Source organism: Microbacterium paludicola, assembly GCF_015235415.1.
Taxonomy (GTDB): Bacteria; Actinomycetota; Actinomycetes; order Actinomycetales; family Microbacteriaceae; genus Microbacterium; species Microbacterium paludicola.
The window spans coordinates 1-23,075 of record NZ_JADGLL010000018.1; the positions used below are offsets into that span (position 1 = coordinate 1).

Genomic DNA, 23,075 nt, shown 5'->3' on the forward strand with positions numbered 1-23,075 from the left:
CCCTCGCCCACCGCCCCACCCCGCTCGTTGAGCGAGGGCGGGGAGGGGCGCAACAAGCCGGCAACACCGCGCCGGTAGGCTCGGTCGCATGAAAACCGGTTCGGTCTGGACGATCCTCGGCGTCATCATCGCCGTCGTCATCGCGTGGTTCCTGATCGAGGTGCTGTTCTCGGTCATGTGGTTCGTCGCGAAGCTCGTGGCCGTCGCGATCATCGCCGCACTTGTGTTCTTCGCCCTGCGCTCGCTCGTCGGCAACCGGAACGGGGACTGATCCGGATGGACTTCCCGCCGCTGTCGAACAGCTTCACCGTCTCGCTTCCCGAGTGGATCCGCGACGAACTCGCGAACGTGCCCGACGTGATCCCGGACCGGGACGAGCGGATGGCGCTCGTCAACCGCCTCGCCGACCGCAACTGGCGCGAGGGGAACGGCGGACCGTTCGCCGCACTCATCGCCGAGACCGACACCGGACGCATCGTGTCGGTCGGCGTGAATGTCGTGCTCGCCACGAACATCTCCCTCGGTCACGCCGAGGTCACCGCGATCGGCATGGCCCAGACCCGGCTCGGCGCGTGGGACCTCGGCGGCGTCCGCGCCGACGGCACCCCGCAGCCCGCGCACGAACTGCTCGTCAACTGGCGCCCCTGCGTGCAGTGCTACGGCGCCGCCATGTGGTCGGGCATCCGCACCCTCGTCCTCGCCGGCTCCGGCCCCGAATGCGAGGAGCTCACCACCTTCGACGAAGGCCCCATGATCGACGACTGGGCCGCCGCGTTCGAGGATCGCGGCATCCGGGTCATCGAGGGGATCCGGCGTGAGGAGGCGGTGGACGTGTTCCGCGCCTACCGGGACGCCGTCGATGGCGGCACGGTGACGGTGTACAACGCGCGATCTGGGGAGTAACCGGTCAGCGAGGGGCTCCCGCCCGTGGGGGACGGCGTCTTAGAGTGAGGCATGGAGCCTTCGCTTTCGATGTCACGGACCGGAACCATGGTCGCCGTCGTCGGATCCGCCTCCGATGAGGTGCTTGACAGCCTCGACGGCGTAGACGGGATCGAGACCCTGTCGCTGCGCGACACCGAGCCCGCACTCGCCACCCGCCGCATCGCCGCCGCCACGCGCCCGTGGATCGTCCACAACGCCGACCCCCTCGAACACGTCGCGGCCGCCTGGGTCGAACTGTTCGAGGAGCGCTCGACCCTCGGCACACTCGAACTCGAAGTGCAGCAGGCACTCGAGCACTTCGCCGGCGGCACCGCGGTGATGCCCGACTACTACATCGTGCTGGAGCCCGAAGAGGCATCCGACACCTGGCGTCACTGGTGGTGCGGCGCGCTCGGACACCGCGCCCCGCGGCGCATCCTGCCCTCGCGGGCACCCGACTCTCCCCGCGACCGGGCGATCCGGCAGCTGCTGCGGGCCCTGCCGGCGTCGCGCCCGTGGCCCGAGCCGGCGAGCTGGCTGCCGGGGCTTCCGTTCGAGATCCCGGATCGGGTCGGGTTGCGGGATCGGGTCGAGGAGGACTGAGAGCCAGGCGGGTTGCGCCCGCGGGGGTGTTGCGCGTTTCGACTCGCTTCGCTCGCTCAACGACCGCGGGAGTCCCGGTCCGAGAGGGTCACCGGGTCCAGGATGACGCGGCGGTGGTCGCGCATCCAGACGACGCCGTGCTCGCGGCGCTCGGCGCGCGTCGCGAAGCGGTAGCGGTAGGCGACGACGCGGATCCACCGCGGACGCTCACCGCCGAACGGGTCGACGCGCAGCAGCCGCAGCGTCGCGCGATCCGCCTGCAGCAGCTTCACGATCAGCGCGCGGAACCAGTCCTCGAGGCGCCGCCCTAGCGGCAGGAACCACATCAGCCAGTCGAGCCGCAGGTGGTATGGCGCGAACTGGCGCGGGATCCGCCGCTCGTCGCCCGGCTTCCCCTTGAACTCGTACTCCCGCCACTCGGCGCGCGTGGGATCCTCGCTCACCGTGCCCTGGATGATCCACTCGATCCGCTGCTTCGTCACCGTGCCGAACGCGCCATAGGCGTTGGCGAGGTTCCAGCGGTTGAACGCCGCGTTCATCTGCTGGTTCGACGAGAACAGGTTGCGCACCGCGGGCACGCTCAGCACCACGTACAGCACCGTCACCGCGCCGGTGATGACGAGCCAGTACAGCGGGATGTCCCCGCTCGGGCGCAGGACGCCGGGCGCCGCGACAGCCGCGAACGCCAGCACGATCGTCGACCAGTTCAGCCAGGCGAAGTTGCCGGTCACCACAAGCCACAGCTGCGACAGGATCAGGATCGCCGCCGCCACCGTGCCGATTACCTGCGGGACCCGATCCGGAATCCACAGCCCCAGGACCGGCGCGAACAGCAGCCACGGCACGACGAGCTGCGCGAAGTGATTGCCGAGCACCTCGCCCTTGTGCACCCAGCGCGGAAGCAGGTGTGCCTGGCGGCTGAACGGCCCCGGCATCGGCTGCGTTTCGTGGTGGTAGGTCAGGGCGGTGAGATCGCGCCACTCGCGCCCGCCGCGCATCTTGATCATCCCCGCGCCGAACTCGAGCCGGAACACAAGCCACCAGAACAGCACGAGGACGTGCACGGTGGGCGGCTGATCGGCCGATCCGAGGAACGCCGCGAGGAACCCCGCCTCGAGCAGCAGCATCTCCCAGCCGAAGCCGTAGAACGTCTGGCCGATCGACACGATCGACATGTATCCGCCCCACAGCGCGAGGAAGCACAGCATCGGCACCCACGGCGGGCCGAGCTGCGGCACACCCGCGACGAGGAGCGACGAGATCAGGATGCCGCCCACGCAGAGCGCGGCGAGGCGGCGATCCGTGTACCGGATCAGGCGGAACAGCGTCGGGCGGATGAGCTTCGCCGCGTGCGGCGACGACGCTGCCCAGTCGAGCAGCTCGGGCGCGGGGAGGAGACCGCGCTCGCCGAGCAGCACGCGGAACTGGTTCAGGCTGGAGAGGAACGCGACGAAGAACAGCGCCGCGATGCCGCGCTGCAGCACCTCGCGCGCGAGCGCGAAGTCGGGGGCCGCGAAGCCTTCCATGGCAGAAGGCTAGGGCGGGGCGCGCGAGGGGCGCGCGGGGGTTGACGCGCGGGGTGCGGCGGCGTGCGGCGGGTCAGCCGGCGAACTGGGGGAGGGCCTCGTCAAGCTCGGCGAGCCAGGCGCGGGCGTTGCCGTCAGACGGTGCGCGCCAGTCGCCGCGCGGCGAGAGCGAACCCGACGGGGCGACCTTCGGGCCGTTCGGGATCGCCGAGCGCTTGAACTGCGCGAAGCCGAAGAAGCGCTTCAGGAAGACCTTCTCCCACTTCACGATCGTCTCGAGGTCGTAGCCGAAGCGCGCATCCCGCGGGAAGCCCACGGGCCACTCGCCGGCATCCGGATCCGACCACGCATGCATCGCGAGGAATGCGATCTTCGACGGCCGGTAGCCGAAGCGCAGGATGTGGTGGAGCGAGAAGTCGTGGAGCGCGTACGGGCCGATCGTCGACTCGGTCGACTGCACCTCGCCGTCCTGGCCGGCGGGGACGAGCTCGGGGCTGATCTCGGTGTCGAGCACCGACTGCAGCACCTCCGCCTCCTCGGGCGAGACACCCTGCGCCTCGCCCTCGGCGACGACCCACCGGATCAGGTGCTGCATCAGCGTCTTCGGCACGCCCGAGTTCACGGCGTAGTGGCTCATGTGGTCGCCGACGCCGTACGTCGCCCAGCCGAGCGACAGCTCGGACAGGTCGGACGTGCCGACCACGATGCCACCGTGGTGGTTCGCCAGGCGGAAGAGGTAATCGGTGCGCATCCCCGCCTGCACGTTCTCGAACGTGACGTCGTACACGGGCTCGCCCCTGCCGAACGGATGCCCCAGCTGCGCGAGCATCTCGGTCGCCGCCGGCCGGATGTCGATGGTCTCGATCGACGCGCCGACCGACTCGGCGAGCCGGATCGCGTTCGACTTCGTGTGGTCGCTGGTCGCGAAGCCGGGCATCGTGTACGCCAGGATGTCGCTGCGCGGCCGGCCCATCCGATCCATCGCCCGCGCGATCACGAGCAGCGCGTGCGTCGAGTCGAGGCCGCCGCTCACGCCGATCACTGGCTTCGGGTCGCCGATCGCCCGCATGCGCTGCATGAGCCCCGCGACCTGGATGTTGAACGCCTCGTAGCAGTCCTGCGCGAGGCGGGCGGGGTCGTCCGGCACGAACGGGAAGCGGTCGAGGTGTCGCTTCAGGCCGACGTCGCCGGTCGGGGGGTTCAGCGTGAAGGCGATCGTGCGGAACTGCGCGTCCTCGGCCCGGCGGTTGTCGTCGAACGTGCCCTGCCGGATCCTGTCCTGGCGCAGGTGGTCGAGGTCGACGTCGGCGACCGAGCGGCGGGGGCCATCCGGGAACCGCTCGGTCTCGGCGAGTAGGTTGCCGCCCTCGTAGATCATGGTCTGGCCGTCCCACGACAGGTCGTTCGTCGACTCGCCCATGCCGGCGGCGGCATAGACGTAGGCGGCGAGGCAGCGCAGCGACTGCGACTTGCACAGGTCCTTGCGGTCCTCGGCGCGGGCGATCGTGATCGGGCTTCCCGAGAGGTTCAGCAGCACGGTCGCGCCCGCGAGGGCGGCGTGGGCGGACGGCGGGATGGGAACCCAGACGTCCTCGCACACCTCGGCGTGCACCGTGAGACCCGGGATGTCCGTCGCCTCGAAGAGCAGATCCGGGCCGAACGGCACCTCCGCACCGGCAACGGCGATCGTTCCGCGCTGGTCGTCGCCCGGGGCGTACCAGCGGCGCTCGTAGAACTCGCGGTACGTCGGCAGGTACGACTTCGGCGCGACCCCCAGCACGACGCCGCGGTGGATGATCACCGCGCAGTTGTAGATGCGGTTGCGGTGGGCGAGCGGGGCTCCCACGACGATGACCGGCAGCAGCTCGGCCGACTCGCGCGCGATGCGGGCGATCGCCTCCTGCACCGCGTCGAGCAGCGCATCCTGCATCACGAGGTCGTCGATCGCGTAGCCCGACAGGCACAGCTCGGGGAAGACCGCGACGGCGACGGCGTCGTCGTGGCACTCGCGCGCGCTGTCGAGCACGTGCTGCGCGTTGGTCGCGGGGTCGGCGATGGCCAGCGGGATCGTGCACGCCGCGACGCGGGCGAAGCCGTGGCGGTAGGCGCTGCCGAAGTCGAAGTCGCTCACGCGTCCAGTCTGGCACGCGGGGTCGGACGGGCGACGGTCGCTCCCGGTCAGAGCAGGCGGCGCGCGCTCGCCCAGGCGGTGAGCTCGTGGCGGGACGACAGCTGAAGCTTCCGCAGCACCGCCGACACGTGCGACTCGACGGTCTTGATCGAGATGAACAGGTCGGTCGCGACCTCCTTGTAGGCGTAGCCGCGGGCGATGAGGCGCATCACCTCCTGCTCGCGTGCCGAGAGCCGGTCGAGCTCGTCATCCGTCGCGGCCGTCTCTCCCGCGGCGGCGCCGAACGCGTCGATCACGAAGCCCGCAAGCCGCGGCGAGAACACCGCGTCGCCGTCGGCGACGGTCCGCACGGCGCGCGACACCTCCGATCCGGATGCGCCCTTTGTGATGTAGCCGCGGGCGCCGGCGCGGATCACGCGCACGACATCCTCGGCCGCATCCGACACGCTGAGCGCCAGGAAGCGGGTCGCGGGGGAGAGGGGCGCCGCCCGGCGAAGCACCGCCTCGCCGCCCGTCGCCTCGTTCTCGGCGCCCGGCATGTGGACGTCGAGCAGCACGACGTCCGGCTGCCACTCGGCGATCACGGCGACGGCCTCGGCGACATCCGCCGCCTCACCGACGACCTCGATCCCCGGATCCAGGTCGTGGCGCAGGCCGGAGCGGAAGATCGAGTGGTCGTCGACGATCACCACGCGCAGGTCAGCCACGGGCGCCTCCCGCCGGGTAGCGGATGTGCACCTGCGTGCCGGTGTCCCCGGCGCCGGGCGTGACCGTCGCCGATCCGCCGATCCTGCGCAGCCGCCCGATGATCGACTCGCGCACGCCGAGGCGGTCGGCGGGAACCTCCTGCGGGTCGAAGCCCGGCCCGCGGTCGCGGACGTAGACGTCGACCGAGCCGGGGGAGCCCTCGATGTAGACCGAGACCTCGCCGCCCGCGTGACGCGCGGCGTTGAGCATCGCCTCGCGCGCCGCCGCGGCGACCTCGCCGCTCGCGCGCTCGGTGGACGTGCCGGCGGAGACGACCGTCATGACGACCTCGTAGTCGAGCTCGAGGGCCGACCCGTAGTCGCGAAGGTCGGTCGCCAGGTCGCTGTCGGCGGGGGTGTCGCCGTCGTACAGCCAGGCGCGCAGCTCGCGCTCCTGTGCGCGGGCGAGGCGGCCGACCTCGCTCGACGCGCCCGCGCGGTTCTGGATGAGCGCGAGCGTCTGCAGGACGGAGTCGTGGAGGTGCGCGGCCATCTCGGCGCGGTGCTCGTCGCGGATCGACTTCACCCGCGCGGTCTGCAGCTCGCGGAGCCGGGCGACGAGGTTCGGCGTCCAGACCGCTGCCGCGCAGACCATCGCGCCGAGGGAGCTGACGAGCATCATGAACTGGAAGTTGCCGCGTCCGTTGTCGGCCGCGCCGAGGAACAGCGGCACGGCGGCGAGGGCCAGCGCCGTCGCGACGATCCGCACGGCGATGTCGTGCCGCGCGCCACGCGCCGGATCCCGGCGGTCGACGAGGGCCGACCAGATCCCGGCGGCGAGGGCGAGCCCGACGCCCAGGTAGACGGGGATCAGCGTCGCCGGCGGAACCCACGCGGGCCCCATGCCGTTGTGGTAGCGGCCGATCGAGAGGAACAGCAGCAGCGCCGAGGCCCCGAGCAGCAGCGCCGCGACGGGAACGCGCCGCGTGGCGCTCGTGGGCGCCGGCTCGGCGGGCACGAGCGCCCACAGCCAGAGGTAGAGGAGGGCGCCGACGCCCCAGACCGCGGTGGTCGCGATGAACAGCGCCCGCACGGTGCCCACGGGCCAGCCGAGGTGCCGCGCCACGCCCGTGCTGACACCGGAGAGCACGACGTCGTGTGGCCGCACAAGCGGGACGCCGGATCGCGCGCCCACCGCACTCGAGAGAACCGTCATGTCCTCATGTAACCACCGCCGTCGCCCGCCTGACGGGGCTTTGGGGGTGCGGTCAGGGATGTCCCTCATGTCGCTGAGGTGCCCCCGGGCCGCACGATTGACTCATGACCCAGAACACCGTTCCCGCCGCGGAGCCCGAGACGCCGCAGCGTCCGCCCGCCGCGCCGGCGACGCCCGCGCAGGACGCCGAGGGCAGGTTCTTCACCTGGCTGCGCGACCTCGGCCTCGTGCGCGACGGCGGCTGGCTCGGCGGAGTGTGCGCCGCGATCGCCGAGCGGACCGGGATCGATCCGCTGATCGTGCGCGGCATCGTCGTCGCGGTCACCGTGCTCGGCTTCCCCGGCCTGTGGCTGTACGCCCTCGCCTGGGCGCTCCTTCCCGACGGGTCCGGCCGGATCCCGCTGCAGATGCGCGCCGGATCCGCTCCCGCGCTGCTCGGCGTCGCCGCCACCTTCGCGGTGGGCCTGCTCGCGCTGTGGCTCGGCAACACCCTGTTCGAGGCGATCCTGTACTCGGGTTCGGACGGCTGGTTCCGCTCGGCGATCGAGGCGGGCCTCTGGCTCGCGGCGCTCGGCGCGATCGCCGTTGTCCTCATCCTCATCTTCCGGCGCAGGTCGGAACATCCGCTCCCCCACCCGGGGGCCGACGGCGCGGTGTCGGGCACAGCCGCCGTCTCGGGCGGGGTGGCCTTCTCTGTCGGGTCAGAGAATCGCGCCACCCCGCCCCCATTCCTTCCCGAGCCGCCCGAGCCGCTCGCCACCGAGCTGGCAACCGAGGCGGACCTCGAGACGTGGCGCCAGCAGCACGCCGCCTGGCGCGAGCAGCACGAGCAGTGGCGCCGGCAGCAGGCGGGCGGCGAGCAGGCCGCCTACGCCGAGGAGCGCGCGCGCCGCGCCGCCGAGCGGGCCGCGTTCCGGGCCGAGGCCGCGCGCGTGCGGGCAGAGCGGCGGGCGTCGAAGCCGCGGACGTCCGTGGCATTCGTGGCGATCGCGTTGGGCGCGGCGCTCGTGGCGGCGACGATCGTGTGGCTCGCGTTCCAGCCGGAGGCGCCCGAGCGCGCCCTGCCGGCCGCGGTGCTCGGGGCGGCGGCGGTCGCCGGCCTGGCGATGGTCGTCGCCGGGATCCTCCGGCGGCGCAGCGGGTTCCTCGCGGCGGTGGCGGCGGTGCTGCTTGTCATCGGCGGCTCAGGGTCGGTGCCGTATCTCCTCCGCGACCTGACGGGGCCGGATCGGTATGTTCCACTGAACCAACCGGACGAATCGATCGCTCAGCCCTTCGGCTATCTCACGCTCGAGGCGGGAGGCAACTACGACGATCCGGGGATCAGCCGCATCGAGAAGGGCACGGGGGCGATCACGATCGTTGTGTACCCCGGAATCGACGTCGAGTTCAGGACAACCGGCGATCGCGGGTCCGTCACCGTGAACTACTGGAGCGGCAACGGAATGGAACTCGTGCGGGACGAGATCGTGCAGGCGCGCGACGGCGCCTTCACCTGGTCGTACAACGACGAGGACACGTCCCGCACCCGGACGATCGTGCTGGATCAGCAGGAGGTCCAGGTCAACATCGAGGTGCAGAGGGCGGAACGATGAGCGACACGAAGACTCAGCCGGGGACCCGCTGGGCCGGAATCGTCTGGGGTGCCCTCTTCGCGCTCGCCGCGGGGGCGGGCATCCTGATCCTTGCCGTCCCGGATCCGGATGCAGTCGCCGGCTGGATCCGGCCGATGCTGTTCGGTCTGCGGCCCGAGTGGTTCGGCGCGGTTGTGCCCCTCACCATCGGCGCGCTCGTCATCGCGCTCGGCGTGTACTTCGTCGTGCGGCGCGAACGAGGGCGACCGGCGCCTGCCGCGGCCGTCGAGGCGGACGCGGCGCAGGACGCCTGAGCGCCGGCATCGGGCGCGGGGGCGGGATCCGCGCAGCGTCGGCTGAGCGGGGTTGGGCACACGCGCGTCAATGTCAGAACCCCCATCTAGCCTCGGAACGTGAGATACATCGAGTCCGAAGCCCGCGTCGTCTGGAGCGCCAGCGACCTCAAGGCGGCCGCCGAGTGCGAATTCGCGTGGCTGCGGGCGCTCGATGCGAAGCTCGGCCGCATCCCCGCGGTCGAGGAGCCCGAGGACGAGATGCTCGAGCGGGCGGCCCGCCTCGGCGACCGGCACGAGGAGCAGGTGCTCGAGCGGTACCGCGAGGAGTTCGGCCCCCGCGTGGTCGAGATCGCCCGGGCGTCGTCGTCGGACGCCGACGCGATGGCCGTCGCGCTCGAGGCGACGATCGCCGGGCTGCAGGATCCGGATGCCCGGATCGTCTTCCAGGCGGCGTTCTCGACGCACGAGTTCGTCGGGTTCGCCGACTTCCTCAAGCGCGACGACGACGGGCGCTGGCGCGTGCAGGACTCGAAGCTCGCGCGGCGGGCGAAGGTCACCGCGCTCATGCAGCTCGCCGCGTACGTCGATCAGCTCGATCGGCTCGGCATCCCGCGCTCCGATGAGGTCGACCTGCTGCTCGGCGACGGCACGACCTCGACGCACCTCGTGGCCGACCTCATGCCGCTCTTCTTCGTGCGCCGCGCGCGACTGCGGGCCCTCATCGCCGACCGCCGCCTCGACCTCGGCGTCGTCGGCGACCCCATCGCGTGGGCAGACCCGCGCGGCGACCTCGGCGTTGTCGCGTGCGGGCGCTGCGCGACGTGCGAGCAGGAGGTCGTCGCCACGCGCGATGTGCTGCTCGTCGCGGGGATGCGTCCCGTCCAGCGCGAGCGGCTCCGGGCCGCGGGCATCCGGACGATCGACGACCTCGCCGCCGCCGAGCACGGGCCCCAGGGGATGAACCCCGACACGTTCGCCGGCCTGCGCACGCAGGCCCGGCTGCAGCTCGCGTCCCCGGCCGGGGTCCCGGATCCGTCCGGCGAGTCCGAGACGGCCGCGCCGCTGTACGAGGTGGTGCTGCCCGAGGCCCTGGCGACGATGCCGCGACCCGATCTCGGCGACATCTTCTTCGACTTCGAGGGCGACCCGCTCTACACCGAGCCCGGCGCCGGCGCCGACCGGTGGGGGATCGACTACCTGTTCGGCTGGACCGACCTGCAGGAGCAGTACACGCCGCTGTGGGCGCACACGTTCGCCGAGGAGAAGGAGGCGCTCGAGCGCTTCTGCGACTTCGTCGCCGCCCGCCGGGCCGCCCACCCGGGGATGCACATCTACCACTACGCGCCGTACGAGCCGACGCATCTCGCCGCCATGGCCGCGCGACACGGCGTGCGCGAGGCGGACGTCGACCGGATGCTGCGCGACGAGCTGTTCGTCGATCTGTACCCGATCGTGCGGCGGGCCCTGCGGGTCGGCTCGCGGTCGTACTCGATCAAGAAGCTCGAGCCGCTGTACATGGGCGAGGAGGTGCGCACGCAGGACGTCAAGCAGGGCGGCGACTCGATCCTCCGCTACGTGGAGGCGCGCGAGCTGCTGGCCGCGGGCGACGAGCCGGCGGCGCGGGCGATCCTCGACGACCTGGCCGACTACAACCGCTACGACTGCGTCTCGACGCGGCGCCTGCGCGACTGGCTCGTCGAGCGCGCCCGCGAGACGCGGATGCTCCCGGCCCGCCCCGACGAGCTCGAGGCCTTCACCTACGAGCCGTCGCCCCTCGCTCTCGCTCTGACCGCGCGGGCGGCCGACGGCGATCCGGATCATCCCGACGCGGTGGCGCTGCGCCTCGGCGCCGCGGCGATCGACTACTACCCGCGCGAGCGCAAGAGCTTCTGGCAGGGGCACTTCCAGCGTCTGCGCGAGCCGCTGTCGCTGTGGGCGGACACCCGCGACGTGATCGCGATCGACGCCGCCCGCGCCCGCGTGCTTCACGACTGGGACGTGCCCGAGGGCGGCCGCGCGGTGCGCCGCATCGTCGAGCTGCGCGGTGACGTCGCCCCCGGAACGCGGCTGAAGGAGGGCGCGCAGCCGTTCGTGCTCTACGGACGACCGGCGCCCTTCCAGGCGGACGCCTCCTCGCGGTGGATCCACGTCGCCCGCAGCGTCGAGGTCGTCGCCGAGCTCGACGACGGCGTCGTGGTGTCGGAGACCTCGATCGGCGGGATGACGTGGGATGCGCTGCCGCTTGCCGTCACCCCCGCAGCGCCGCCGCAGGCGGGAAACCAGCAGAAGTCGATCGACGCCTGGGCCGAGGCGCTGCTCGCGAGCGGCGGCTTCCCCGCCGACCCGGCAACCGACATCCTGCGACGACGCCCGCCCCGCACCCGCGGCGGCGCTCTGCCCGCGCCGGAGGGCGACGACGTCGCCGCGATCGTCGCGGCCGTCCGCGACCTCGACCGCAGCTACCTCGCCGTGCAGGGCCCTCCCGGCACGGGCAAGACCTACGTCGGCTCGCACGTGATCGCGAAGCTGGTGACCGAGCACGGCTTCAAGGTGGGCGTCGTCGCGCAGTCGCACGCGGTCGTCGAGAACATGCTCGACCGGGTCGTCGGCGCCGGGGTTCCCGCCTCGCTCGTCGGCAAGGCGCTGAAGTCGGGCGCCGCGGGGGCCGAGCCGTCCTTCACGGTGATCCAGAAGAACGGCGTCCCCGGCTTCGCGGCCGAGCGGCCCGGCGGCTACGTGATCGGCGGCACCGCGTGGGACTTCGCCCACGAGGCGCGGGTTCCCCGCGGCAGCCTCGACCTCCTCGTGATCGACGAGGCAGGCCAGTTCTCCCTCGCCTCGACCATCGCCGTCTCGCTCGCCGCCACCCGCCTGCTGCTGCTCGGCGACCCGCAGCAGCTGCCGCAGGTGAGCCAGGGCACCCACCCCGAGCCGGTCGACACGTCGGCGCTCGGCTGGGTGATGGACGGCGAGCAGGTCATCCCAGCCACGCACGGCTACTTCCTCGCTCGCTCGTGGCGCATGCACCCCGCCGTGTCCGCCGCGGTGTCCGGCCTCTCGTACGCCGGCAGGCTCGCCTCGCACGAACCTGCGGCACTGCGGGCGATCGAGGGCGTCGAACCCGGCCTGCACGTCCTGCCCATCCGGCACCACGGCAACGCGACAGAGTCGCCCGAGGAGGCGGCGGAGGTCGTCCGGATCGTGCGCGAGGTCGTCGGTCGGGCGTTCACCGACATCACAATCGGCGACGGTGGCACCGCGTCCCCGTGCCCGCCGCGCGCGCTCACCCCGGCCGATGTGATCGTCGTCGCGCCCTACAACGCGCAGGTGCAGTGCGTCGAGCAGGCCCTCGCCGAGGCGGGCTTCGGCGACGTGCGGGTCGGCACCGTCGACCGGTTCCAGGGTCAGGAGGCGGCCGTGTCGATCGTCACGCTTGCGGCCTCGAGCGGCCGGGACGCGCCCCGCGGATCCGACTTCCTGCTGCTGCAGAACCGGCTCAACGTGGCCGTGTCGCGCGCGATGGTCGCGGCGTACCTGATCCACTCGCCGGCGCTGCTCGACGACCTGCCCCGGCACGCCGACGGCGTCGCCCGGATGAGCGCGTTCGCGCGGCTCGTCGGCGCCGACGTGGCCGAGCAGGCCGCCGTGGGCGCGCCCGTCACCTGAACCTCGGTCATCCACCGTCCGGGCATCTGCCCCGCCTGATCCAGAGCTCGCACCGGCGCGGCGCGCATGCGCGAGCCGCGACGCACGTCTGACGCGCGGGATCCGGTGCGGATCGGCCCTACGGTCCAGGGGAGGGGCCGGACGACACCGGAACTCCAGGGGAGCTCGCGGGCGTCTCGACTCGGTCGCTCCGCTCCCTCGCTCAACGAGCAAGGGAGGGGAAGCGGATCAGACGGTGCCGTAGAGGCGGTCGCCCGCGTCGCCGAGACCGGGCACGATGTAGCCCTTCTCGTTCAGGCGCTCGTCCAGCGCACCGAGCACGAGCGTGACGTCGCGGCCGTTCACCTGCTTCTGGATCGCGTTGACGCCCTCGGGGGAGCCGAGCAGGCAGACGGCCGTGACATCCTGCGCACCGCGCTTGAAGAGGAACTCGATCGCCGCGCCGAGCGATCCACCGGTCGCGAGCATCGGGTCGAGCACGAAGCACTGGCGGTCGCTGAGGTCGTCGGGAAGGCGCTCGGCGTAGGTGACCGGCTCGAACGTCACCTCATCGCGGGCCATGCCGAGGAAGCCGACCTCGGCGGTGGGAATGAGCTTGACCATTCCCTCGAGCATGCCGAGGCCCGCACGCAGGATGGGAACCACGAGCGGCTTCGGGTCGCCGATCTTCACACCCGTCGTCGTGGTGACCGGCGTCTCGATCTCGAACGGCTCGACCCGCACGTTGCGCGTCGCCTCGTACGCGAGGAGCGTCATGAGCTCCTCGGTGAGCTGACGGAACACCGGCGACGGGGTGTTCTTGTCGCGCAGCACGGTGAGCTTGTGCGTGATGAGCGGGTGGTCGGCGACGTGCAGGCGCATGGGTCAAGGCTAGCGGCGACGATCGCCGCGGACTCAAGGCAAACCGTAGGCTGCGCTCCGGGCGCGGCCGCCGGATAACTAGGCTCGGGGCATGGTCCCGAGCGAGCGCGACGACGCGGCGATGCAGCGCGCGCTCGCGCTCGGCGCCGAGGCCGCGCGGGAGGGCGAGGTGCCCGTCGGCGCGCTCGTCCTCGACCCGGCGGGCGAGGTGATCGGCACCGGCCGCAACCGGCGCGAGCGCGACCACGATCCCTCCGCTCATGCCGAGGTCGTCGCGATGCGCCAGGCCGCCCGCGCGATCGGGTCCTGGAACCTCGAGGGCTGCACGCTCGTCGTCACCCTCGAGCCGTGCCTGATGTGCGCGGGCACGCTGCTGCAGGCCCACATCTCGCGCGTCGTGTTCGGGGCCTGGGACGACAAGGCCGGGGCCGCAGGATCGGTGTACGACGTCGTGCGCGATCGTCGCCTTCCGGTACGCGCCGAGGTCGTCGGCGGCGTGCGGGAAGCCGAGGCGCAGGCGCAGCTGCGGGAGTTCTTCGCCGCCCGCCGCTGAGCCGGCGGCGACATCCGGCGATAGCGTGAGCGCATGCTCATCGCCGCCGTCGTGCTCGCGGGCCTCGCCGCGCTCGTCCACGTCTACATCTTCGTGCTCGAGACCCTGCGCTGGGAGGCGCCGCGCACGCGGCAGATCTTCGGCACGAGCGAGCAGGATGCCCGCATCACGCGGCCGCTCGCGGCGAACCAGGGCGTCTACAACCTGATGCTCGCGATCGTCACGGCCGTCGGCATCGCACTCGTCTTCGCTGTCCCCGCGGCCGGCATCGCGCTGATCCTCGCCGGCACCGGATCGATGCTCGGCGCCGCGCTCTACCTCGCCGCCTCCGACCGCACGAAGCTCCGGGCGGCGACCACGCAGGGTGTGTTCCCGCTGATCGCGGTGGTGCTCACGCTGGTCGCCCTCGTCGTCGGATGAGCCGGATCTCGCCCTACGAACGCGCGCTCGGCGAGCGGATCGACCAGCTTCATCCGACGCTGCGGCGCTACTTCTCCTCGGTGCCGGAGGGCCACGTCGGCCGCGGCGAGGGGGTGTTCGACGCTACCGGAGCACCGCGCCCGTGGACGCGGCCGCTGCTCGCCCTGCTTCAGCCCTTCGGCGCGGTCTACGGCGGGTGGGGCCGGGACGTCCCGTTCCGGATCACGAACCGCCTCGAGGGTGGCAGGGCCGTCAGCGAGCGCCTCTTCGGGTTCCCGCGCGGCGAGTGGACGATGCGCGACAGCGTCGGGCTGAACGCGCACGGGCGCCTGGTCGACGAGGTCGGCGCCCCGATCGGCGTCGTCGCGAGCTTCGATCTCGACGTGCGAGACGGCGGCCTCCGCCTCACCAGCCGCGCTGTCGGCATCCGGATCGGACGAGTGCGGATGCGCCTGCCGAGGTTCGTCTCGCCCGTCGTGACCGTGAACGAGGGGTTCGACGCGGCTTCGGGCCGGCAGCGCATCCGGTTGACGGTGGACGCACCGCTGGTCGGTCGGATCTACCAGTACGGCGGCTCGTTCGCCTACCGCATCGAGGAGGAATCATGACCGGCGGACGTGTGGTGATCGGCGGGGCATCCGGCTTCATGGGCACCTATCTCGCGCGGCGATACCGCGCGGCCGGGCGCGAGGTCGTGACGATCTCGCGGTCGGGAGCCGACCTCACGTGGGACGACGAGGAAGGGATCGCCGCGGCCGTCGACGGCGCCGCCCTCGTGATCGGCCTCGCCGGCAAGAGCGTGAACTGCCGGTACACCCCCGAGAACCGGGCCGAGATCTTCCGCTCGCGCGAGGTGACCACCGCGGCCCTCAGCCGCGCGATCGCCAGAGCCGAGACGCCTCCGCCGCTGTGGGTCAACTCGTCGACCGCCACGATCTACCGCCACGCCGAGGACCGCCCGATGACGGAGAGCGGCGGCGAGCTCGGCACGGGATTCTCCGTCGAGGTGGCGAAGGCGTGGGAACGGGCCCTGTTCGCCGACGACCTGCCGGGAACGCGCCGCGTAGCCCTGCGCAGCGCGATCGTGCTCGGCGACGGCGGGGTGTTCGGCACCCTGCGCCGGCTCGCGCGGCTGGGCCTCGCGGGCCCGCAGTACGACGGCTGGTGGCCGGTGACGCGCGCACGGCGCGCGGCCGGCACGGCTCATCACCCGGGTGCGCGTCGGGGTCAGCAGCGGTTCAGCTGGGTGCACATCGAGGACGTCGCCCGCATCATCGACTTCCTCGAGGAGCATCCGGAGCTCGAGGGCCCCGTCAACGCGTCGGCGCCGAACCCCGTCGACAACGTCGCGTTCATGGCGGCCGTGCGCCGGGCCGTCGGCGCACGCGTCTCGTTCCCGATGCCGCGGTGGATGCTCGAGATCGGGGCGATCCTCATCCGGACCGAGACCGAGCTTGTGCTCAAGAGCCGCTGGGTCGTCCCCGAGCGGCTCGAGGCCGCGGGGTTCGCGTTCGCGTGGCCCGAGCTGGGCGAGGCGCTGGCGGACATCGCGCGCCGTCGCGCGGGCTGAACCCGCCCGCGCACAGGCCGGCGGGCCGGGATGCAGGCTCTCTGGCCCCGGTGGGTCACTCGCGTCACATCCGGCCTGTCGGCGGGCGGCCGCCGAGGCTCAGTCGTCGCTCGACGCCAGTCCCTGGCGGGCCGACAGCAGCGTGATCTCCGGGCGCTCGGCCATCAGTCGGTCAGCCCGGTCGAGCACATCCCGCACGTGGCCGGGCTCGGCTCCGACGACGGAGACGCCGATCCGGGCGCGACGGTGAAGGTCGTGGTCGCCGACCTCCGCGGCCGAGGCCTCCGTGCGACGGCTCAGCTCGGCGAGGATCGGCCGGATCACCGACCGCTTCTCCTTGAGGGAGTGGACGTCGCCCAGCAGCAGGTCGAACTCGATCCATCCGATCCACATGATCAGGCCGGCCGGTGGCGCGCCGTCAGTCGGAGGACTTCAGGATGACCGACTCGGTCGGCAGGTTCTCGGCGTCGGCGGGGCGGAAGACATCCGGCTCGAGGTAGATGACGCGGGCGATCGGCACCGCCTCGCGGATCCGCTTCTCGACCACGTTGATGTCGGACGCGACGTCGGCGAGCAGCTTGTCCTTCGGGACGCCGACCTTCGCGGCCACGAGCAGCTCCTCGGGCCCGACGTAGAGCGTCTTGATGTGGATGAGCTTGTCGACCTCGGGGCCCTTCTCGATCGCGTGGACGATCTTGTCGAAGTCGGCCATCGTCGCGCCCTCGCCCACGAGCAGGCTCTTCGTCTCGATGCCGAGGACGATCGCCACGATGATCAGCAGCGCGCCGATCATGAGGGTGCCGAGCGCATCGAAGAACGAGTTGTGGGTGATGATCGTCATCCCCACGCCGAACAGGGCGAACACGAGGCCGAGCAGAGCGGCGAGGTCCTCGAGCAGCACAACGGGAAGCTCGGGCGCCTTCGAGTGGCGGATGAAAGACACCCACGACTGGCCCTTGGCCCGCACGAGGTTGCTCTCCTTGACCGCGGTGCGCAGCGAGAACGACTCGAGGGCGATCGCGACGACGAGGATCGCGACGGGCAGGTACTGCCACTGCGCGTCGAGCGCGTGCGGGTGCGTGAGCTTCTCGACGCCCTCGTAGATCGAGAACAGGCCGCCGACCGAGAACAGGATGATCGACACCACGAAGGCGTACACGTAGCGCTCGCGGCCGTAGCCGAACGGGTGCTCGCGGTCGGCCGCGCGCCTCGCCTTGCGGCCGCCGAGCATCAGCAGCAGCTGATTGCCGGAGTCGGCGACCGAGTGGATCGCCTCCGCGAGCATCGAGGCCGAGCCCGACAGGGCCCAGCCGATGAACTTCGCGATCGCGATGCCCATGTTCGCCAGGAACGCCGCGAGGATCGCCTTGCCGCCGCCATGTCCGCTCATGGCACCACTCTATTGAACCGACCCGAGGCGGCGGAGACGGATCGCCCGTCTGGCCAGACCCGCCACGACCGCCGAGGAATAAGCTCGAAGCATGGTCGACACGCTGCCCTCGCTCGCGTTCCTCGGTGCCGGTTCGATGGGCGGCGCGATCCTGCGCGGCGTCATCGCGAGCGGCATCCCGGTCGACGGCGGGATCCTCGCGACGAACCGGACGGCGCAGAAGGCCGCCGAGCTCGCCTCCCTCGCCGGCGTGCAGAGCATCGCGCTCGAGGACGAGCCCGACGGAAACGCCCGCGCGGCCGCCGAGGCACAGGTCGTGCTGGTGGGGGTGAAGCCCGCCATGGTGCCCGATCTGCTGCGCGAGATCGCCCCGCACCTCCGCGAGGACGCCATCGTGATCAGCCTCGCCGCCGGCGTCACCCTGCGTACCTTCACGTCGATCCTCGGCACCGGCGTCACCGTGCTGCGGTCGATGCCGAACACTCCCTCCCTCGTCGGCAAGGGGGTCACGGGCCTCGCCGCCGGCGAGGGGGCCTCGACCGCGGCGATCGGGATCGCGCGGCGCCTGTTCGAGACCGTCGGCACGGTCATCGAGGTGCCCGAGCACCGGATCGACGCGCTGTCGACGATCTCCGGATCCGGCCCCGCCTACGTCTACCTGCTGATCGAGGAGCTGACGCGCGCGGCGGTCGACCGCGGCTTCGACGAGGCCGACGCCCGCACCATGGCGGAGGGGACGTTCATCGGCGCCACCGCGCTGCTCGAGGCGACGGGTGAGGAGCCCGCCGAGCTGCGCCGCAGGGTCACGAGCCCCAAGGGCACGACCGAGCGCGCCATCGCGGTGCTCGAGCGCGCCGATCTCGGCGGCATCTTCCGAGAGGCGACGGCCGCGGCCCTCGCCCGCGCCAAGGAGCTCGCGGGGGAGTCGGCGCCGGTCACCGACGCCATTCCGCAGAGCGGGGAGTAGGTTCGGGGCGGGTCGCTTCGGCTCGCTTCGCTCGCTCAGCAACCGGTGGGGCGGGTCGCTTCGGCTCGCTGGCGTTCGCTCAGCGAGCGGTCGGGCGGGTGGCTTCGGCTCGCTGGCGCTCGCTCAGCGAGCGGTGGGGCGGGTGGCTTCGGCTCGCTTCGCTCGCTCAGCAACCGGTGGGGAGTCAGCGCTGGCGGACGTGCTCCGGGCGCAGTCCCAGGCCGATCAGGCGCCCGAGCACGTGCCGCGGCAACGGCACCCGGCGCAGGATGCGCAGCGCGAGCGGCAGCCCGGCGCGCGATCCGGGCCCCCGGTCGAGGTGGGAGAGCATCGGCCGCTGCATCGCGCTCTGGACGAGCTGCACCGCGGCCGCGGGAAACGCGCGCCGGCGCTGCACGCGGGCGAGGGCGGCGGGAGTCGGGCGGCCACGCCGCAGCAGGGGAGCGAGCAGGTTCGCCGTGGCGATCGCATCCTGGATCGCGAGGTTCACGCCCACGCCGCCGGCGGGTGACATCGCGTGCGCGGCGTCGCCGATGCACAGCAGCCCGTCGCGGTACCACCGGCGCAGGCGCTCGATCCGCACCGTCAGCAGCTTGACGTCGTTGAGGGTGAGCGCGGCCATCCGCTCGGCGAGCGTCGGCGTCAGCCGGGCCACCCGCTCGCGCATCCGGTCGAGGGCGTCGGGGGTCGGATCCCACGTGCCCGCCCGGATGATGTGGGCGACCTGGAAGAAGTCGCCGCGGTCGATCACAACGAGCGCGCCGTCGCCGGCGTGGAACAGCGGCAGCCGCTCGTCCCCGATCCGCGGCAGCCGGAACCACAGCACGTCCATCGCGTTGCGGGTGCGCCGCGGCACGAGCCCGGCGGCCCGGCGCACATCGGAGTCGCGGCCGTCGCAGCCGACGACGAGCCGAGCGCGCACCTCGACCGGGCCGTCCGGGCCCTCGGCCCGCACGCCCGCGACGCGCTCGCCGTCGTGGATCAGCCCGGTCACGCGCGTGCGGCGCAGCAGCCGGTGCCGCGGCTCGCGGGCGGACGCACTCGCGAGGAGATCCAGGAAATGGTGCTGGGGCATAAACGCGATCGCGTGACGCCGGGTGGGAAGGCGCGAGAAGTCGGCGAGCACCACATCCTGCCCGCGGTAGCGAAGGCCGACCTGGCTCATGTCCGCGTGCGGAAGGCGCAGGAACTCGTCGAGCAGGCCGAGCTCGGCGAGCGCGTCCTGGGTCGACGGGTGGATGGTGTCCCCGCGGAAGTCGCGCAGGAAGTCGGCATGCTTCTCGAGCACGATCGTGTCCACGCCGGCGCGGGCGAGCAGCAGCCCGAGCATGAGCCCGGCCGGGCCGCCGCCCGCGATGACGCAGTCGGCGGTGAGGCGCTCGGGGCGTCGAGTGGTGTCGTCCATGCCTGTCACGATGCTCCCCGCCGTGACAGGATGCGAGCATGGTCAATAACCGGGGCAGGCCGGTGGGCGGGTCCGACGCGCGTCAGCGACTCCTGTCGTCCGCGCGGGCGCACCTGGAGGCGGGGGATCTCGAGGAGACGAGCACCCGCGCGCTCGCCGCGGAGGCAGGCCTGAGCCACACGCTGGTCAATTACCACTTCGGCGGGCGGGACGGGCTCGTCGCCGCGGCCATCGCGCTGCGGATCGCCCCGCACGACGTGATCGCCGCGAGCACCGACGCCCGGGGCGTGCTCGATCTCGACCGCCTCGCCCGCGGGTTCGTCGAGGTGTGGGAGAGACCGGAGTCTCGCGAGCCGCTCGTCGCGTTCGCGCGGGAGGCCGCATCCGGATCCGCGCGCTCGGCCGTGCTCGTCGAGTACCTGCAGCACTCGGTGTTCGACGCGCTCGGCGCCGTGATCGGCACCGGGCCGGCGCGGCGCGTGGCCGTGGCGGTCGTCGGGGTCGTGTTCGCCCGCTACGTGCTGCGGCTTCCGGCCATGACGGCGCTCACCCGCGCCCAGCTGACCGAGCTGATGCGCGGCATGCTTCCGCGGCAGCGCCCCTGACGCCGCAGGAGCTCAGCGGTCGAGGGCGGCGAAGCGCTCGACGTCGACGTTCGTTCCCGACACGATGATCAGGTCGTGGTTCGTGACGACAGTGTTGGCCTCGGCGTAGCGGAACGGCTTGCCGGGGCTCTTGATGCCGACGACCGTGACGTTGTACTTGGTGCGCACGCCCGACTCGTTGAGCCCGACGCCCCGCACGAACTTCGGCGGGTACATCTTCGCCAGCACGAAGTCGTCGTCGAACCGGATGAAGTCGAGCATGCGGCCGCTCACGAGGTGGGCGACGCGCTCGCCGGCCTCGCGCTCGGGGTAGATCACGTGGTTGGCGCCGACTCGGGCGAGGATCTTCCCGTGCGACTGCGAGACCGCCTTCGCCCAGATCTGCGGCACCTTGAGGTCGACGAGGTTCGCGGTGATCAGCACCGAGGCCTCGATGCTGGAGCCGACGGCGACCACGGCGACCTGGAAGTCCTGCGCGCCGATCTGCTTGAGCGCCTCGATGTTCCGGGCATCCGCCTGCACCGTGTGGGTGACGCGCTCCGACCACTTCTGCACGAGGCCGAGGTCCTCGTCGATCGCGAGGACATCGCGCTCGAGACGGTCGAGCTCGCCGGCGCACGCGGCGCCGAAGCGGCCGAGTCCGATCACGAGGACGGGAGCGTCGCTGCGGATCTGCTCAACCAACGATCGGCCTTTCGACGGGCAGCGAGTAGAGCTGCGAACGGGAGGATGCCGCGACGGCGGCGGCCAGCGTCACTGTACCAACGCGGCCCATGAAGATCGTCACGGCCATCACGTACACCGCGGGGTCCGGGAGGTCCTCGGTCAGGCCCGTCGACAGGCCGACGGTCGCGAATCCGGAGATGACGTCGAACAGCACCTTGTCGACGGGCGCCAGCGTGATCTGGGCGATGACGATCGTCGCCAGCGCGACGATCGTGGCGCCCCAGGCGAGGACCGCGACCGACACGCGCTGCACGTCGCTCGGGATGCGGCGGCCGAACGCCTCGACGCTCGCGCGGCCGCGCGCCTCCGACCACACGGCCAGGGCGAGGACGGCGAGCGTCGTCACCTTGATGCCGCCCGCCGTCGACGCGGATCCGCCGCCGACGAACATGAGCATGGAGCCGACGAGCAGCGACGATCCGTTGAGCTCGCCGATGTCGACGACCGAGAACCCGCCGGAGCGGGTCATCGCCGACAGGAAGAACGCCTGGAAGGTCGTGTCCCACGCATCGCGCGTGCCGAACGTGCCGGGGTTGAGGAACTCGAGGGCGAGGAAGGCGCCGGAGCCGACGAAGAACAGGATCACCGTGGTGATCAGCGTGAGCTTCACGTGCAGGTTCCAGCGCCGCGGCGTGAGCAGCTGCTTGGAGAGCGCGTAGATCACGGGGAAGCCGATGCTGCCGAGGAACACGCTCGCCATCAGCACCGTGAGGAAGTAGTAGTCGTACTGGAAGGCCTCGAGCCCACCCGGGTTGAACGAGAACCCGGTGTTCGTGAACGACATCACGGCGTAGAGCGGCGCGAGCCACAGCGACTCGAGCCAGCTGTGGCCGGCGATCACGATCGAGGGATACAGCAGGATCGCGACGGCCGCCTCGATGATCACGGTCGACAGCGCCACGATGCGCAGCAGCTGGCCGATCTCGCCGAGGCGCACCGTCTGCGACTCGTTGACCGGGCCGCCGTGGGAGCGGAGCGGATTCGTGTCGCCGGCGGCGATCAGCTTCGCGCGCAGGCCGAGCCGGCGCGAGACGACAAGGCCGAGCACCGACGCGAGCGTCAGCGCACCGAGGCCGCCGATGTTGGCGGCGAGGAAGATCAGCGCCTCGCCGAAGAACGACCAGTGGGTCGACATGTCCACGGTCGCGAGGCCCGTCACGCACACCGCCGAGACCGCCGTGAACAGCGCGTCCGCGATCGGCGTGACAGTGCGATCCGCCGACGCGATCGGCAGCGACAGCAGCGCGGTGAAGATGAGGATCAGCGAGATGAAGACGAGGATCGCGAACCGTGCGGGCGACGAGGTCGTCAGGTCGCGGAAGAAGTCGCCAAGGGCGTCGCCTATGCGGTTCCATGCCGCGCGGGGCACGGACGACGCGGTCGGCGTCATCGCTCCCCCTTCTGCGATCCGAGATACGTCGCGGCGGGCATGAACCCGGGCCCGTGACATGGTACTCCGCCGGGCGCCCGGCTACCCTGTCCCCATGGCGGACATCTTCGACGTGATCGCGGACGGCACGAGGCGCGAGATCCTGCAGCTGCTGTTGCGGCGAGCGTCGGAGGCGGACACCGGAACGAGCGTCTCGCAGATCGTCGCCGCGCTCGGCGTGAGCCAGCCGACCGTCTCGAAGCACCTGAAGGTGCTGCGCGAGGCGGGGCTCGTCTCGGTGCGCGAGGAGGGCCAGCACCGCTACTACAGCCTGTCGCCCGAGCCGCTCGAGCAGGTCGACGACTGGCTCGTCCCCTTCTTCGTGGCCGAGGGCGATTTCGAGGAGATCGCCGAGCTCGGTGCGACCCTGCCCGAGCCCGCCGCACGCGCCGCCGATGCCGTCGGGCGCGCCGCCGCCTCGGCGAAGAACGTCGTGCAGTCGGCCCTCAAGCGCCTCGGGGCATAGACGCCGCTCCGCGTATTCCGCGAGAGCACGCCGCCGTGCGGCGACGTGCTCTCGGCTCGGA

Annotated in this window: 23 protein-coding genes; 13 read left to right on the plus strand and 10 right to left on the minus strand. The window is 71.9% G+C overall.

What is annotated here, in order from left to right:
- The first annotated feature begins 88 nt into the window (after window positions 1-88).
- The 3 genes from IR155_RS08700 to IR155_RS08710 all read left to right on the plus strand — a co-directional run bounded on the left by IR155_RS08700 (window position 89) and on the right by IR155_RS08710 (window position 1,527).
- On the plus strand, window positions 89-271 hold the full coding sequence (locus IR155_RS08700) for a hypothetical protein (protein ID WP_135114448.1): 183 nt from the start codon (window positions 89-91) through the stop codon (window positions 269-271).
- Between the two features lie 5 nt (window positions 272-276).
- On the plus strand, window positions 277-903 hold the full coding sequence (locus IR155_RS08705) for a nucleoside deaminase (RefSeq protein ID WP_135114449.1): 627 nt from the start codon (window positions 277-279) through the stop codon (window positions 901-903).
- A 69-nt stretch (window positions 904-972) separates the two neighbouring features.
- On the plus strand, window positions 973-1,527 hold the full coding sequence (locus IR155_RS08710; RefSeq protein WP_228066903.1) for a hypothetical protein: 555 nt from the start codon (window positions 973-975) through the stop codon (window positions 1,525-1,527).
- A gap of 56 nt (window positions 1,528-1,583) precedes the next feature.
- On the opposite strand, the gene IR155_RS08715 is transcribed toward IR155_RS08710, so the two are convergent.
- The 4 genes from IR155_RS08715 to IR155_RS08730 all read right to left on the minus strand — a co-directional run bounded on the left by IR155_RS08715 (window position 1,584) and on the right by IR155_RS08730 (window position 7,086).
- A complete protein-coding gene (locus IR155_RS08715; RefSeq protein ID WP_135114451.1) occupies window positions 1,584-3,053 on the minus strand; it encodes a lipase maturation factor family protein in 1,470 nt (489 codons plus the stop codon).
- Between the two features lie 73 nt (window positions 3,054-3,126).
- Complete coding sequence (locus IR155_RS08720) at window positions 3,127-5,184, minus strand: NAD(+) synthase (protein WP_135114452.1); 2,058 nt, start codon at window positions 5,182-5,184, stop codon at window positions 3,127-3,129.
- Window positions 5,185-5,231: 47 nt separating this feature from the next.
- Entirely contained in the window at window positions 5,232-5,891 is a 660-nt protein-coding gene (locus IR155_RS08725) for a LuxR C-terminal-related transcriptional regulator (RefSeq protein ID WP_135114453.1), read from the minus strand.
- Entirely contained in the window at window positions 5,884-7,086 is a 1,203-nt protein-coding gene (locus IR155_RS08730) for an ATP-binding protein (RefSeq protein WP_135114454.1), read from the minus strand. Before IR155_RS08730 ends, IR155_RS08725 begins: the two co-directional genes overlap by 8 nt.
- A gap of 104 nt (window positions 7,087-7,190) precedes the next feature.
- On the opposite strand from IR155_RS08730, the gene IR155_RS08735 reads away from it, so the two are divergent.
- The 3 genes from IR155_RS08735 to IR155_RS08745 all read left to right on the plus strand — a co-directional run bounded on the left by IR155_RS08735 (window position 7,191) and on the right by IR155_RS08745 (window position 12,622).
- Complete coding sequence (locus tag IR155_RS08735) at window positions 7,191-8,681, plus strand: PspC domain-containing protein (protein ID WP_135114455.1); 1,491 nt, start codon at window positions 7,191-7,193, stop codon at window positions 8,679-8,681.
- Complete coding sequence (locus IR155_RS08740) at window positions 8,678-8,974, plus strand: hypothetical protein (protein WP_135114456.1); 297 nt, start codon at window positions 8,678-8,680, stop codon at window positions 8,972-8,974. The genes IR155_RS08735 and IR155_RS08740 overlap by 4 nt, the downstream gene beginning before the upstream one ends.
- 99 nt (window positions 8,975-9,073) lie before the next feature.
- On the plus strand, window positions 9,074-12,622 hold the full coding sequence (locus tag IR155_RS08745; protein WP_135114457.1) for a TM0106 family RecB-like putative nuclease: 3,549 nt from the start codon (window positions 9,074-9,076) through the stop codon (window positions 12,620-12,622).
- A gap of 228 nt (window positions 12,623-12,850) precedes the next feature.
- Here the strand turns inward: IR155_RS08745 and upp are convergent, their stop codons facing one another.
- Window positions 12,851-13,483 (minus strand): uracil phosphoribosyltransferase, encoded by a 633-nt coding sequence (gene upp / locus IR155_RS08750; RefSeq protein WP_135114458.1) that lies wholly within the window; start codon window positions 13,481-13,483, stop codon window positions 12,851-12,853.
- Between the two features lie 91 nt (window positions 13,484-13,574).
- On the opposite strand from upp, the gene IR155_RS08755 reads away from it, so the two are divergent.
- From IR155_RS08755 to IR155_RS08770, 4 genes are read left to right on the plus strand one after another with little or no spacing between them, the layout of a single operon-like run.
- Window positions 13,575-14,036 (plus strand): nucleoside deaminase, encoded by a 462-nt coding sequence (locus IR155_RS08755; RefSeq protein WP_228066912.1) that lies wholly within the window; start codon window positions 13,575-13,577, stop codon window positions 14,034-14,036.
- Window positions 14,037-14,069: 33 nt separating this feature from the next.
- Window positions 14,070-14,456: a DUF1304 domain-containing protein gene (locus tag IR155_RS08760; protein ID WP_135114459.1), complete on the plus strand. Its 387-nt coding sequence runs from the start codon at window positions 14,070-14,072 to the stop codon at window positions 14,454-14,456.
- Window positions 14,453-15,064, plus strand: coding sequence for a DUF4166 domain-containing protein (locus tag IR155_RS08765; protein WP_135114460.1), 612 nt, complete (start codon window positions 14,453-14,455; stop codon window positions 15,062-15,064). Before IR155_RS08760 ends, IR155_RS08765 begins: the two co-directional genes overlap by 4 nt.
- Entirely contained in the window at window positions 15,061-16,026 is a 966-nt protein-coding gene (locus IR155_RS08770; protein ID WP_135114461.1) for an epimerase, read from the plus strand. The genes IR155_RS08765 and IR155_RS08770 overlap by 4 nt, the downstream gene beginning before the upstream one ends.
- 99 nt (window positions 16,027-16,125) lie before the next feature.
- Here the strand turns inward: IR155_RS08770 and IR155_RS08775 are convergent, their stop codons facing one another.
- Both IR155_RS08775 and IR155_RS08780 read right to left on the minus strand, forming a co-directional pair.
- Window positions 16,126-16,419 (minus strand): DUF503 domain-containing protein, encoded by a 294-nt coding sequence (locus tag IR155_RS08775; RefSeq protein WP_135114462.1) that lies wholly within the window; start codon window positions 16,417-16,419, stop codon window positions 16,126-16,128.
- A gap of 25 nt (window positions 16,420-16,444) precedes the next feature.
- Window positions 16,445-17,416 (minus strand): cation diffusion facilitator family transporter, encoded by a 972-nt coding sequence (locus tag IR155_RS08780; RefSeq protein ID WP_135114463.1) that lies wholly within the window; start codon window positions 17,414-17,416, stop codon window positions 16,445-16,447.
- 91 nt (window positions 17,417-17,507) lie between these two features.
- On the opposite strand from IR155_RS08780, the gene proC reads away from it, so the two are divergent.
- A complete protein-coding gene (proC, locus tag IR155_RS08785; RefSeq protein WP_135114464.1) occupies window positions 17,508-18,383 on the plus strand; it encodes a pyrroline-5-carboxylate reductase in 876 nt (291 codons plus the stop codon).
- Between the two features lie 184 nt (window positions 18,384-18,567).
- On the opposite strand, the gene IR155_RS08790 is transcribed toward proC, so the two are convergent.
- The gene (locus tag IR155_RS08790; protein WP_135114465.1) at window positions 18,568-19,788 is read right to left on the minus strand and encodes an FAD-dependent oxidoreductase; all 1,221 of its coding nucleotides are present in this window, start codon (window positions 19,786-19,788) and stop codon (window positions 18,568-18,570) included.
- A gap of 38 nt (window positions 19,789-19,826) precedes the next feature.
- On the opposite strand from IR155_RS08790, the gene IR155_RS08795 reads away from it, so the two are divergent.
- A complete protein-coding gene (locus IR155_RS08795) occupies window positions 19,827-20,393 on the plus strand; it encodes a TetR/AcrR family transcriptional regulator (protein WP_135114466.1) in 567 nt (188 codons plus the stop codon).
- 12 nt (window positions 20,394-20,405) lie between these two features.
- Here IR155_RS08795 and IR155_RS08800 read toward each other — a convergent pair whose 3' ends face one another.
- Both IR155_RS08800 and IR155_RS08805 read right to left on the minus strand, forming a co-directional pair.
- On the minus strand, window positions 20,406-21,077 hold the full coding sequence (locus tag IR155_RS08800; protein WP_135114467.1) for a potassium channel family protein: 672 nt from the start codon (window positions 21,075-21,077) through the stop codon (window positions 20,406-20,408).
- On the minus strand, window positions 21,070-22,509 hold the full coding sequence (locus IR155_RS08805; protein WP_135114468.1) for a TrkH family potassium uptake protein: 1,440 nt from the start codon (window positions 22,507-22,509) through the stop codon (window positions 21,070-21,072). The genes IR155_RS08800 and IR155_RS08805 overlap by 8 nt, the downstream gene beginning before the upstream one ends.
- A gap of 94 nt (window positions 22,510-22,603) precedes the next feature.
- Here IR155_RS08805 and IR155_RS08810 point away from each other — a divergent pair, with 94 nt between their 5' ends.
- Window positions 22,604-23,014: an ArsR/SmtB family transcription factor gene (locus IR155_RS08810; protein ID WP_135114469.1), complete on the plus strand. Its 411-nt coding sequence runs from the start codon at window positions 22,604-22,606 to the stop codon at window positions 23,012-23,014.
- Window positions 23,015-23,075: the final 61 nt, after the last annotated feature.